Origin of the sequence: Nonomuraea sp. NPDC049400 (genome assembly GCF_044466425.1) — a bacterium.
Lineage (GTDB): Bacteria > Actinomycetota > Actinomycetes > Streptosporangiales > Streptosporangiaceae > Nonomuraea.
On the sequence record NZ_JBITMP010000068.1, the window covers coordinates 44147 to 56062 of the forward strand.

Genomic DNA, 11916 nt, shown 5'->3' on the forward strand with positions numbered 1-11916 from the left:
AAATCGATGCGAGGAGGGCAAGATGCTGACTGTCGTTGAGGTCCCGCAGTGGCAGGGGTCGCTGTCGCCCACGGCGCCAAAGCTGGTCGAAGGCGCCGCCCGGCTGGCCGCGATGGTTCCTGACGCCGAGCACATCCGGGTGGACACCGGCGCCACCCTGGCCGAGACCGCCGAACGGGTTCGGCGGGCGCTCCCGCAGGACGGCTTCGTCGTCACGGTCGGCGGGGACTGCGGCGTCGAGCTCGAACCGGTCGCGGCCGCGCTGCGGCGGTACGGCGACCGCCTGAACCTCGTGTGGTTCGACGCCCACGGCGACATGAACACCCCCGCCACGTCCCCGTCGGGCGCCTTCCACGGCATGATCCTTCGCACGCTCCAGGGCGAGGGCCCGCCCGACCTGGTGCCGTCACCGGCGCTGCGCCCGGACCAGATCGCCCTGGCCGGAACGCGTTGCCTGGATCCCGCCGAGGCCGAGCACATCGAGCGGGCAGGCATCGGCGGCCTGTCCACCATCGACGAGAACGCGGTCCTCTACATCCACGTAGACCTTGACGTCCTGGACGGCATCACATCGGTCGGCTACCCGGAACCCGACGGCCTGTCCGCGCAGGCGCTGACCGAGGCGGTCGCCGGCCTGGCCGCCCGGCACGAGATCGTCGGCCTGGGCATCACCGAGTACGCGCCCTCGGACCCGCGGGACGAGGAGATGCTCAGGAAGCTCGTCCCCGACCTCGTCCGGTTGTGCGGCCTCACTGCGTCGCGATGACGCTGCAGCGCCGCAGCTCCTCGACCGCCTCCGGGGGCGCCCTCGACCGTCACGCCGCTGGGGCTCGCGGGCGCCCTCGCGGTTCCATACCGGACACTTCACCACACGCTCACGACACTTTCCGGCACTTTCCGGCCCGATGAACGCGGCTGCTTCCTGGGGTTTTCGTCGGCGCGGGTGAGGCCGTCTTGTGATACCTTCGGCGTCGCCGTGCAACGCTGCTACTCGAGGAGGTGAGACCGATCAACGCTGTGACAGGTCGGGGCTCCCTCCCTCGCATGGCCTAGGGAGCGCCCGCAGAAGGCATCCCGAAAGGCTTGAAACGCTATGCGCTTCACGTCCCAGACGTCGTCGGACGGCGTCACCGAACAGCTCTTCACCCTCGGCGAGACCCCCGGTGTGCTGTGGACGCCGGAAGGCGCCCTCGGCACTCGTCCCGTGATCCTGATGGGACACGGCGGCGGGCAACACAAGAAGGCCCCCGGCATCCTGGCCCGCGCGCGCCGTTTCGCGGCCGAGGGCGGTTTCGCGGTCGTCGCGATCGACGTGCCCAACCACGGCGAGCGGCCGAAAGACGAGGCGTTCAACCGGATCGTGACCGAGCTCCGGGCCAGTGCGGCCGCAGGCGAGGATCCGGCTCCGCTGATCGACGCCATGCACGATCTCCTGGCCGGGCAGACCGTCGCGGAATGGCAGGCGGTCCTGACCGCGGTCCAGCAACTCGACCATGTCGGCGCCGGTCCTGTCGGCTATTGGGGTGTGTCGATGGGCTGCGGGCTCGGTCTCCCGTTCGTCGCCGCAGAACCCCGAGTCGGCGCCGCGGTGCTGGGCCTGCTCGGGTCGCCCACACTGGCCAAGACCGCCGCGCGAATCACCGTGCCGGTGCAGTTCCTGGTCCAGTGGGACGACGAGCGGGTGCCGCGGGCCGAGAGCCTGGCGTTGTTCGACGCCCTGGCCTCACCAGGCAAGACGCTGCACGCCAACCCCGGCGGGCACGGGGAGATTCCCGCGTTCGAAACGGACAGCTCGCTGTGGTTCTTCACCAGGCATCTCGGCCAGGACGCGCCTGTGCCTGCGTGAGTCGCGCCGGCGTGTCTCTGGCATGCCTGAAGCTTCCTCCGCAACCGTCGCCGACCTCGCGGGAAACGCTTGATGCGCGTGGCAGGAGCGCTATGGGAACGCTACGAACGGACCGAACGTCCCGTCAATCCCGCGTGATCAGACCTCGACAGCGGAGTGTTCTGGCGCCGTCCCGCAAAGGGTCTCTTTTGTGCGACTGGCCCACCGGGTCGGGACATTTCCCGCTATGGTGCCCAAGATCCCATACGGTTGTCACAGGAGTCCCATGCCGCACGTCGAACCCCTACGGGAAGGCGACCCCACTGCCGTGGGGCCCTACCGGCTGTTCGGGCGTCTGGGCGCGGGCGGCCAGGGAGTGGTCTACCTGAGCCAGGGGCCCGACGGCAGGCCGGTCGCGGTCAAGGTGCTGCGCGAGGGACTCGCCGACGAGCGCTTCGCCAAGGAGATCGAGGCGGCGCGCCGGGTGGAGCCGTTCTGCATCGCCCAGGTGCTCGATGCCTCACTGGGCGGCCGGCCGTACATCGTGACCGAGTACGTCGACGGGCCTTCGCTTCAGCAGGCCGGGCGCCACGTCGGGGCTGACCTGCAGCGGCTCGCGGTGGCGACCGCGACCGCGCTGGCGGCCATCCATCAGGCGGGCATCGTCCATCGCGACTTCAAACCCGCCAACGTGCTGCTCGGACCGGGCGGGCCCCGGGTGATCGACTTCGGGATCTCCCGGTCCGTCGAAGCGGGGCCCGCGGCTACCAGCAGCATCGTGGGCACGCCCGCGTACATGGCGCCTGAGCAGCTCGCCGGCGAGCGGATCGGGCCGGCCGTCGACGTGTTCGCGTGGGCGTCGGTGATGGTGTTCGCGGCCACCGGGGCGCCCCCGTTCGGCGACGACTCGCTGCCCGCGGTGATCAATCGGATCCTGCACAACGAGCCGCAGGTCGGCGACCTGCCGCAGCCGTTGCGCGCGATCGTCCTGGGGTGCCTGGCCAAGGACCCGGCGCGCCGGCCCGCCATGCGGGACGTGTTGCTGCAGCTGCTGGGCGGACAGGCTCCCGGACCTCCGGACGGCGGCGCGTCCACTGTTCCGGGGCGGCGACAGGGAGGGAGCAGGGCGGCGCTCGTCGCGGGCGTCTCGGGCCTGGGGGCGCTGGCGGTCGCGGGCGCCGTCGTCTGGGGGGCCACGAGTGTCTGGGGTCTCCCGCTGTCGCGACCGAGTACGCAGCCACTGACGCTCACCTCCGCCGGGACGCCGACCTCGGCGAAGGCGCCGACACCGACGAGCCCGACGAGCCCGACGAGAACGAGCCGGCCCCCGAGAAAGACCAAGAGCCCGTCCCCAGCGAAATCGGTGACCACGCCGACCACGAAGCCGACCACGAGGCCGACCACGAGGCCCACCGTCAAGCCGACGTCGTCCGCTCCCAAACCGATGACCTCGTCGGTGAAGCCCCCATCCGGTGGCGGTTCTCTGCGGATCGTGCGGGTATGGGTCATCGGTCCCAGACATGACGACTCCCCGGACTGCCTGTTCGGCCCGAGCAACACCTTCGGCATGGTCGAGGGGAGCAAACTGGGCACCACGTTCCGCTACGAGTGGCTCCTGAACGGGCGGGTGGTGCAGCGCTCTGAGGGCGTCATCGCCGACTCCCACACCCGGCAGGTCGTCGGCCCGCTCGTGGAGCCTGACGGCTCTCACAAGGTCACCCTCCGCCTCACCTCGCCCGCGACCGTGTCGAGGACGCTCTCGTTCACCATCTGCCCGGACGAGAACGGGTGATGAACCCGCTCCTGCCGGAAGATCCTCCGGCCGTGGGCCCCTACCGGGTGCTCGGGCGTCTGGGCGTGGGCGGCCAGGGGGTGGTCTACCTGGGCCAGAGCCCCGACGGGCGACGGGTCGCGGTGAAGGTGCTGGAGGACGGCCTGGCCGGCGATCATCGCTTCGCCAAGGAGATCGACGCGGCGCGCCGGGTGGAGCCGTTCTGCATCGCCCAGGTGCTCGATGCCTCGCTGAGCGGCCGGCCGTACATCGTGACCGAGTACGTCGAGGGCCCTTCGCTCCAGGAGGCCGGCCGTCACGTCGGGGCTGACCTGCAGCGGCTCGCGGTGGCGACCGCGACCGCGCTGGCGGCCATCCACCGGGCCGGGGTGGTGCATCGCGACTTCAAACCCGCCAACGTGCTGCTCGGCAGGGACGGGCCGCGGGTCATCGACTTCGGCATCGCCCGCGCGGCCGGCCAGTCGCTGACCGTGACGAGCAGCATCGTCGGCACGCCCGCCTACATGGCGCCCGAGCAGCTGGCAGGCGCGCCGCTCGGGCCCGCGGTGGACGTCTTCGCCTGGGCGTCGGTGATGGTGTTCGCCGCGACGGGAAGTCCGCCGTTCGGCAACGACTCGCTGCCCGCGGTGATCCGCCGCATCCTGCACGACGAGCCGTACCTGGGCGACCTTCCGGCCCCGCTGCGCCCGATCGTGCTGGCCTGCCTGGCCAAGGACCCCGCCGCCCGGCCCGCCATGCAGGACGTCCTGCTCCGGCTCATCGGCGCCCCGCCCGTCGGCGCGGCAGGCGACGTGCCGGGCCATCGAGGTGGTACGGCGGGCGACGTGGCGGGTCACCGAGGCGGCATGACGGGCCGTCAAGGCGGTACGGCGGGTCATATCGCGAGTCGCCCCCGCTGGAAGGCATTGCTGGTGGGCGCCGGGGCACTGGCGGTGTCCGCCGCCCTGGTGGCCGGGGCGATCACGTGGATGCCCGGAACGGCGACGACGGCCGCACCCACCACCTCGGCCATGACGCAGAGCGCCGGCACGGCACCCAGCACGCCGGCCAAGGAACAGGCCACTGGCAAGACACCCAGTACGCCGGCCAAGAAGACGCGCCCCACCAGGACCGGCAGCCCGAGGCCCACGGCCTCCCGCGCCCGGCCGACCCCGGAACCCACGACCTCCCCGCGGAAGACCACCACGACGAAGGCGGCTGCGGCGACCGTACGCCTGGTGTCGTTGACGCTGGAGGGGCAGCAGACCGGGAACAACTGCTGGTCGCCCAGCCTCTTCCCCGTCGCCCTGCTCAAGGGCCCGTCGGGCAGGCAGGTGGAGTACGGCTACCGCTGGGTCGTGGACGGCCAGGACGAGGGATGGAAGACCGACTGGGTGACCGGTACGACCAAGAACCGGCGCAACCCCTTCGGCGCCTTCGAGCCGGGCCGGCACACGATCGTCTTCCGCCTGCTGACCCCGTCGAAGGCCACCAGGAGCGTGTCGTTCACGGTGTGCGAGCGGTACTCGTGAGAAGAAGGCCGGTTAGAGACTAACATCATGTTAGCCTCTAACACATGGGCGAGGAAGTGATGAGCCTGCGTGAGCGTCAGCGCCTGATGACGCAGCGGACGATTCAGCAGCACGCGATGCGCCTGTTCCTTGAGCGGGGCTACGACGAGACGACGGTGAACGATGTCGCACGGGCGGCAGGCGTGTCGTCGATGACCGTTTATCGCCACTTTCCGACCAAGGAAGATCTGGTGCTCAGCGATGAGTACGACCCGCTGATCGTGCAGCGGATCGCGGCACAGCCGGCTGAGGAGCCGCTGATGCGACGCATCGGTGCGACCTTGGTGGCGGAAGTCGGCAAGGTGGTGAGCGCCGACCGTGGCAGCGATGACAACAGTTCCGAACACGGTGTCGTCGCACCAGCGGGGAAGGAGCTGCTCCTGGCGCGCCTGCGACTCGTGCTGGCCACGCCGGCACTGCGAGCGCGACGCTGGGACAGCCAGTACGCCACCCAGAAAGCCATTGTCGAAGCCTTGCGCGGCGACCCACCGGATCCCGATCTGGAGTTCCGGTTGTGGGTGGCCGCTGGAGCGTGCTTGGCGGCGGTGAGCGCCGCGCTGCTTCGGTGGGCCGAAGAGAACGGCCGTCCCGATCTACCGCAGCTGATGACCCAGGCTCTGACCATCGTGTCGGAAAGGCAGCGCTGATGGACAGCCAGAATCGGGGGCGGTCAATCTACCGTGGCGTCGAACGACAGCAGCAGGTCCGTGACTGGTGTGCCCGTCGGCTGGAGCAGTGGTTTGTGCCTCATCGGCGAGACGACGTGCCGAGCTGCGCCGGCTCCACCCATGTGGTGTCCCTGGGCTCGGGTTCCCCGACCGTTGTGGTGGTACCCGGCACCAACGTCAGCGCTGCGCTGTTGGAGTCGTTCGCCTCAGTGCTCGCACCGACCTTTACGGTGTTGTTGCTGGACCTTCCCGGTCAGCCGGGGCTGAGCGCCGGTCATCGCCCCCGCCGCGATCGGTTGGCCTGGTACGGGCGATGGCTGGCCGACGTCCTCGCCCAGACGGTCCCGGACACGGCGATCGTGGTGGGTCATTCCTTGGGCGGCGCCATCACGCTGGCCTGTGACTCGCCCCGCATCGCGGGACGAGTACTGGTGTCCACCGCAGGATTGACGCCTCTGATACCCGGCATCGGCGTCATGCGTGCGACCATCCCCTGGATGCTCGGCCCTACCCCGGCCCGCAGCACGGCGCTGCTGCGCCACTTCTTCGCTCCCGGCAACACACCGCCGCCCCATCTGGTCGAGTGGTACACCCTCATAGCACGGGCATGCCGGACCAGCCTGGCACCGCCGGTGCTGCCCAGGGAGCTCCTCGCACAACGCGCGAACGTGCCGCGCCTCGTGGTGACCGGCCAGCACGACGTATTCCTGCCGCCGAGGCGGCTCCGCGGTCCGGCCAGCCGGCGACTCGGCGCCGACCTGACGGTGATCCCCGGCGCCGGGCACCTGGTGACCGATGAACAGCCGCAGTCCCTCGCAGCACTGCTCAGCACGATGAGCGCCCCGGCACCGGGATGACCGGTCCTGAGGGGCTCAGCCGTTCGGCCGACCCGCATCGCCCTTTCGGCCGATGATCGAACTCAACACGGTCGGCAACGATGCTGCCTGTGAAGCGATACGTGACGATCGGCATTGTGGCGTCGGCCGCGCTACCGGTCCTGGCCGGCGGCACGTCCGCCGCTGCCCAGGTCTTTCCGAGAACCAGTTCCACCGGATCCGGCGTGTCCTGGCACGCCTGTGCGGACCGGCCGGGAGCCGAGTGCGGCGTGATCGAGGTGCCGCTCGACTGGAACGCCCCATCGGGCGCCAGGATCAAGCTGTCTGTCGTGCGCAGGAAAGCCACCGACCCCGCCGCACGGGTGGGAGCTCTCTTCTACAACCCGGGTGGTCCCGGCGTACCCGCTGCCCTGCTGGTGCGTGACTACGCCGCCGACACCTTCTCCGAGGAGCTGCGCCGCCGCTTCGACATCGTGGGCATCGACCCGCGTGGAGTGGGGGAGAGCACGCCCGCGCTGCGGTGCGGGCAGCCCGTCCACAACCCCGAGATCAGCCAGTTCCCGCAGAGCAAAGCCGGATACGACCGGCTCGTCGGCTCTAACGCGGCCGTCGGCCGCAGTTGCCGCAAAGCCACCGGTCCGCTGCTTGGGCAGCTCGACACGGCGAACGTGGCACGCGACTTCGACCAGGTACGGGCCGCCCTCGGCGAGGCGAAGATCAGTTTCTTCGGCAAGTCGTACGGCAGCATGCTCGGGACGCAGTACGCCCGCCTGTTCCCGGGCAGGATCCGCACGATGGCCCTGGACGGCGCCGTCGACCAGGCCGTGCCCGCACCGCGGCTGGTCAGCGACGCCGCCAAGGCGGTGGAGGACTCCTTCGAGCGGTTCACCGGCTGGTGTGACCGCACCCCGGCGTGCGCCCTGCACGGTCGTGACGCCGGCCAGGTGTGGGACCGCCTGGTCGCCCAGGCCGAGCGCGCGCCGATCGGCGTGTCAGGTGGCCGGCCGCTGACCGCCGAGGAGCTGCGCTACTCCGCGTACGCGTTCCTCACCATGACCCCGGAATTCGCCGGCAACCTCGCCACCGCGATCAAGCAGGCCGAGCAGGGCGACGCCCAGCTCTTCGCGAGCATACGGGCCCAGGCCCTGGACGATCCGGTGAGCACGGCCGCCTACCGGTCGATCCTCTGCCAGGACATCGACCCCCGGATCCGCGGCTACGCCGACCTGCGTAACCGGATGCGGCAGGTCCGCGAGGCGGCCCCTCACATGCGGGGCACGTCCGAGTTCTGGGACATGACCACGGGGTGTGTGGGCTGGCCGATCCCGCCCGCTCGCTCGCGGCAGAGCGCGATCAGGGACGTGCCGCCGATCCTGGTGGTCGGCAACACCCACGACCCCGCCACGCCGCTCCACTGGGCGCGCAGCCTTTCTGAACGCATCCAGGGGGCGGGGCTGCTGACCAACGACGGGGACGGCCACACCGCCTATCGGAGGTCCGCCTGCGCGACGAAGCACATCGACACCTACCTAGTGACCGGCACGCTGCCTGCCGCCGGATCGGTGTGCACGAAATGACCGGGCCGGACCGCGCGGGCACCGGCGATGTGCCCGGCGAATGGCCCGCCCCGAAGGCGTTTAATTTCAAATGAGACCGTATCGAATGAAAGAGTGACTGATAATATGGGTTCATGAGCGCCGACGTTCCTGACAGAACCGCTCCCTCGCGGGCGACCGACCGCCCCGGGGATTTCTCGCCGTTCGCTCTCGGCTTGCTGCTGCGCCAGGCGCACTGGCGCGCGGCCACGGTGATGGCGGAGGCGCTCCGGCCGCTCGGCATCGAGTTGCGGCATTTCGCCGTGCTGATCGTGCTGGTCGACCGCGGGCCCACGGTGCAGCGGGATTTGGCGGCGGCGACGGGGTCGGACAAGGCGGGCATCATGCGGGTCGTGGACGACCTGGAGCGTAAGGGGCTGGCCGTACGCAAGGCCGTTCCGGGGGACCGGCGGGTGCGGGCAGTGGAGATCACGCCTGCGGGCATCGAGCTTTTCGACGCGGCTCATGTGGCGGCGGAGCCGCTGGCTGAGCGCCTGGTTGCCGAATTGGGGCCCGGCGAGCCCGAGAAGTTGAGGGATCTGCTGACCCGGTTCGCCTATCCTGCGGGCGGCGAGGCGTAGGCGCGCCGGCCGATGTGCGGACTTCGTCGAGGGCCGGCACGGCATTCGCATGCGGCGCGAAGACCGCAGCCACCAGGCCGGCGGCAACCGGTAAAGGGTCAGGGTCCTGCGTGGCTTGTGGCGGATCGGGCCCGGTGGACGCTGTGGTGAGCTTGGCCGGGTTCATCATCCACAGCACCTGGTCGATGCCCCGCTCCGAGGCGATGACCGCGAACACCTGTCCGTCGCGGCCGAGCAAGGCGGAGGTCTGCCCGTTCGGGCTCGCCCGGGCCACCTCGACCCCGGCCCAGAAGTGGCAGGCCGAGGGCTTGAGGTACTTGGTCGCCTGCGACGCGCCCGCCACGGGGATGCGAGAGGCGCCGTCGGAGCGGCTGGTCGCGTCGGCGGCGAAGAGCTCTTCGAGCGCCGTCAGGTCGCCGAAGCGGGCGGCGGCGACGAAGGCGGTCAGCAGTCTGCGTTGTTCGGCCCTGGTCACGGGTGCGCGGCGTTCGACGAGCACGTGTTTGCGGGCCCTGCTGACCAGCTGGCGTACGGCCGCCTCGTTGAGCCGGACGATGCCGGCGATCTGCCGGTAGGGGTAGTCGAACGCCTCGCGCAGCACGTACGCCGCCCGCTCGCTCGGCGAGAGCCGCTCCAGGAGCAGTAGCACCGCCATTTCCAGGGCCTCGCCGCGCTCGGCGCGGAGGCAGGGGTCCGCGCCGGTGTCGACGGGTTCGGGCAGCCACGGGCGGAGGTAGGTCTCGCGGCGGACGCGGGCGGACCGGGTGGCGTTGATGGCCAGCCGCGTGGTCGTCGTCGCCAGAAACCCGGCCGGGCTGTCCACAGTGGCGCGGTCGTACGTCTGCCAGCGCAGCCAGACATCCTGCACCAGGTCTTCGGCTTCGGCCGCGCTGCCCAGCATCCGGTACGCGATCCCGAACAGGCGCGGCCGTACACCGGTGAACACCGCCGCCGCCTGTTCGAGATCTTCCGGACCGCCTGATCCAGGATCCGCCACTGCCATCGCCCCCTGTTCAGGCGTCCCCTTTGTCATCGAATGCGAGCTTTGGGAGTTTTCTTGGCTTTTTACCCCTTTAGCGGTCGCATACCGGCCTGGATGTCACAAATCACGCCGCTACTCGGTCTTGCTTCTGTCATGGCTTTCAGATGCGGCCAAAGGAGCACCATGCATTCGCCAGAGAACCGGATAGCCACCTCCGTCCTGGTCATCGGCACAGGAGGGGCCGGGCTGCGGGCCGCCATCGAGCTCGCCGAGCGCGGGGTAGGCGTGCTGGCCGTGGGCAAGCGGCCGAAGGCGGACGCGCACACCTCGCTCGCGGCGGGCGGCATCAACGCGGCGCTCGCCACGATGGATGCCGAGGACACCTGGCAACAGCACGCGGCGGACACCCTCAAAGAGAGCTACCTCCTCGCCAACCCGCAGACGGTGCGGATCGTCGCCGAGGGCGCCGCGCGGGGCATCGAAGACCTCGAGCGCTGGGGCATGCCGTTCGCGCGTGAACAGGATGGGCGCATCTCGCAACGCTTCTTCGGCGCCCACACCTACCGGCGCACCGCCTACGCCGGGGACTACACCGGACTCGAGATCCAGCGCACCTTGATCAACCGGGCGGCGCAACTCGACGTCCCCATCCTCGACACCGTGTACATCACGCGCATCCTCGTCCGCGACAACGCGGTCTTCGGCGCGTACGGGTTCGACCTGACCGACGGCACCCGCTACGTCATCCATGCCGACGCGGTGATCCTGGCCGCCGGCGGCCACACCAGGATCTGGCGGCGCACCTCCTCCCGGAGGGACGAGAACACCGGCGACTCCTTCCGCCTGGCCGTTCTCGCCGGCTGCCGCATCCGCGACCCCGAACTGGTGCAGTTCCACCCGTCCGGTCTCATCGCACCCGAGAACGCGGCCGGCACCCTCGTCTCTGAAGCGGCCCGGGGCGAGGGCGGAATCCTGCGCAACCAGCTCGGCGAGCGGTTCATGTCCCGGTACGACCCGGAGCGCATGGAGCTGTCCACGCGCGACCGCATCGCACTGGCCGCCTACACAGAGATCAAGGAAGGCCGCGGGACCCCGGACGGCGGCGTCTGGCTCGATGTGTCGCACCTGCCACGCCAGACAATCATGACGCGGTTGCCGCGCGTCTACCAGACGCTCCTGGAGCTGCAGATGCTCGACATCACCCAGGACCCGATCGAGATCGCGCCGACCGCGCACTATTCGATGGGCGGGGTCTGGGTGCGGCCCGAGGACCACGGCACGGGCGTCGACGGCCTGTACGCGATCGGGGAGGCGGCCAGCGGCCTGCACGGCGCCAACCGGCTCGGCGGCAACTCGCTCATCGAGCTCCTCGTCTTCGGCGGCATCGTCGGGCAGGCGGCGGCCGAGTATTCCGCGGGCCTCGACGCTCAGCGCCGCTCGGCCGAGGCACTCGACGCGGCGCGGGCCGAGGTGGACGAACTCCTCGCCGCCGACGGCCCCGAGAACGTACGGGCACTGCAGCGGGCCCTGCGCAACGTCATGACCGAGCACGCCGGCGTGGTCCGCGACGAGAGCGGCCTGCTGAAGGGCCTCGCCGAACTCGCCGCGGTGGAGGCGCGCATCGCCGACGTCGGCGTGCATCCGGACATCGCCGGCTTCCAGGACCTGGCACACGCCTTCGACCTGAAGTCAGCGGCGCTCGCCGCGCGCGCGACGATCGAGACCGCACTCGAGCGTCGCGAGACCCGCGGCTGCCACAACCGCTCCGACTACCCCGAGCTCGACCCCGCGCTGCAGGTCAACTTCGTGTGGTCCGGCCCCGGATCGGTGGCGAAGGAGGCCATCCCACCGATCCCCGCCGAGATCGCGGCGCTCATGCGCGAGGTCTCGACCGCCGGAAAACTCGTCGAGTAGTCACCACGGCGAACATCCCGGTGGCCAGATCGCGACGCACCGCTGACGGCGCGGTGGCGCCCTCCCCCTGACTCTCCCCTGAAAGACATCCCAGGAGTTTTAATGTCAAGCCGTGGCACTCTGGACGTGATGCGACCAAGCGGTCGCTTCGTCGTAGAGCGTGCCGGTTTTGA

The 11916-nt window shown here is 70.2% G+C and carries 9 protein-coding genes and 1 pseudogene; 9 read left to right on the plus strand and 1 reads right to left on the minus strand.

Annotated features, from left to right (window positions below; translation table 11 throughout):
- Positions 1 to 22: 22 nt before the first annotated feature.
- The 8 genes from ACIBVN_RS53690 to ACIBVN_RS53725 all read left to right on the plus strand — a co-directional run bounded on the left by ACIBVN_RS53690 (position 23) and on the right by ACIBVN_RS53725 (position 8847).
- A complete protein-coding gene (locus ACIBVN_RS53690) occupies positions 23 to 766 on the plus strand; it encodes an arginase family protein (protein ID WP_397149471.1) in 744 nt (247 codons plus the stop codon).
- Between the two features lie 327 nt (positions 767 to 1093).
- Entirely contained in the window at positions 1094 to 1846 is a 753-nt protein-coding gene (locus ACIBVN_RS53695; protein ID WP_397149473.1) for a dienelactone hydrolase family protein, read from the plus strand.
- A gap of 265 nt (positions 1847 to 2111) precedes the next feature.
- Positions 2112 to 3617, plus strand: a complete 1506-nt coding sequence (locus ACIBVN_RS53700) for a serine/threonine-protein kinase (protein ID WP_397149475.1) — start codon at positions 2112 to 2114, stop codon at positions 3615 to 3617.
- Complete coding sequence (locus ACIBVN_RS53705; protein WP_397149487.1) at positions 3617 to 5128, plus strand: serine/threonine-protein kinase; 1512 nt, start codon at positions 3617 to 3619, stop codon at positions 5126 to 5128. The genes ACIBVN_RS53700 and ACIBVN_RS53705 overlap by 1 nt, the downstream gene beginning before the upstream one ends.
- 44 nt (positions 5129 to 5172) lie before the next feature.
- Complete coding sequence (locus tag ACIBVN_RS53710; RefSeq protein ID WP_397149477.1) at positions 5173 to 5814, plus strand: TetR/AcrR family transcriptional regulator; 642 nt, start codon at positions 5173 to 5175, stop codon at positions 5812 to 5814.
- Between the two features lie 95 nt (positions 5815 to 5909).
- On the plus strand, positions 5910 to 6692 hold the full coding sequence (locus tag ACIBVN_RS53715) for an alpha/beta fold hydrolase (protein ID WP_397149479.1): 783 nt from the start codon (positions 5910 to 5912) through the stop codon (positions 6690 to 6692).
- An 89-nt stretch (positions 6693 to 6781) separates the two neighbouring features.
- Positions 6782 to 8248: an alpha/beta hydrolase gene (locus ACIBVN_RS53720; RefSeq protein WP_397149481.1), complete on the plus strand. Its 1467-nt coding sequence runs from the start codon at positions 6782 to 6784 to the stop codon at positions 8246 to 8248.
- A gap of 113 nt (positions 8249 to 8361) precedes the next feature.
- Positions 8362 to 8847 carry a MarR family winged helix-turn-helix transcriptional regulator gene (locus ACIBVN_RS53725; protein ID WP_397149483.1) on the plus strand — a complete coding sequence of 162 codons (486 nt, stop codon included), beginning with the start codon at positions 8362 to 8364 and terminating at the stop codon, positions 8845 to 8847.
- Between the two features lie 508 nt (positions 8848 to 9355).
- Here the strand turns inward: ACIBVN_RS53725 and ACIBVN_RS53730 are convergent.
- A pseudogene (locus tag ACIBVN_RS53730) lies at positions 9356 to 9880 on the minus strand (sigma-70 family RNA polymerase sigma factor); the annotation flags it as partial.
- A 132-nt stretch (positions 9881 to 10012) separates the two neighbouring features.
- On the opposite strand from ACIBVN_RS53730, the gene ACIBVN_RS53735 reads away from it, so the two are divergent.
- Positions 10013 to 11743, plus strand: coding sequence for an L-aspartate oxidase (locus tag ACIBVN_RS53735; protein ID WP_397149485.1), 1731 nt, complete (start codon positions 10013 to 10015; stop codon positions 11741 to 11743).
- The last annotated feature ends 173 nt before the right edge of the window (positions 11744 to 11916 follow it).